Raw genomic sequence first — 1055 nt, 5'->3', positions numbered from 1 at the left:
ATAACTGGCATAGCTAATCATGTTAATTACCTATTCTGAAATATTTAAATTGATTGGCAAACGTTTAGCATGAGCTGGAACACCCATAAAACAAACGAGAAAAGACCAATAAAACAACTAGTTATATTAATATTCTTATAATAATCACGTTAGTCACCAGATAGAGGATCCTGGTGAAATAACAACAAAGATTGCTCAAAAATTGTTATTTTTACTTATTAACCGATTTATAAATGAAACTAACCCTTTTTAATTTTTATTAAAAGCTTCGTATGTACTGACATAAGCAACATGTGAACTAAAGTCACATAATTCGAAGTTAAAACTAAAACATCATGAAAAACTCTGTGTAGACTACCGAATATTAAGTTAGAAGAACTTAGTTTGTTAACGCACGGTAAAATATAAATGGAAACTAGAGTTAGTGAGTCTATTTCCGATATCAAACCTCTTGATGTCGAATTATTAGGCAAGCCTATTCATATCATTCGAGATAAGCTTGAAAATTTAATTTCAGAATCTTGTTCAAGCCTAACGAATGAATTGCAAAATTGGCTCAGTACAAACAAAGTGGAAGCTAGCTTAACCTCCGGAGACCTGCATCGATTCTCTCCTGCAATGATGGACAAAGATCAGACATCCACCCATAAGCACCAAGAAGGTGGCCTGGTATTTGTTCACGGTGATACACAGACTCTCGTTAAATTAGCAGACCGTTTTTATGGCGCAACTACCGAACGTTCAATCGCAACACTGACTGCCAGTGATCTTCGCCTACAAGAAAGAATCAGCCGCATTATTATCGGTTGGCTAGCACCGCAAGACATGTGGGAAGCATGTGAGTATGAAGCTCCACGCGGCATAGGCTTATGTGTCCAATTAAATATCACCTTTGAAGGTTATCAAGGGTCGATGTACTTAAAACTGGACACGCATCTGATCCAAACCTTGATTGAACAGCTTGAGCTGCAATCAGACGTGGATTTGTATGAACCTTTTTGTCGTTCCCTAGAATCAACGCCAGTTCGTCTTAACGTGGTATTGAGTAAAAAAAC

Annotated in this window: 1 protein-coding gene; it reads left to right on the top strand. The window is 37.1% G+C overall.

Translation table 11 applies throughout. The features are described from left to right. Positions 1-408: 408 nt before the first annotated feature. The coding region (locus tag R7Q38_RS24745; RefSeq protein WP_318114715.1) for a flagellar motor switch protein FliM at positions 409-1055 on the top strand (647 nt) is incomplete at its 3' end.

Origin of the sequence: Vibrio sp. Vb0598 (assembly GCF_033338935.1) — a bacterium.
Taxonomy (GTDB): domain Bacteria; phylum Pseudomonadota; class Gammaproteobacteria; order Enterobacterales; family Vibrionaceae; genus Vibrio; species Vibrio alginolyticus.
The sequence above is the reverse complement of the archived record's forward strand: the minus strand, read 5'-3'. Positions and strand labels throughout refer to the sequence as shown.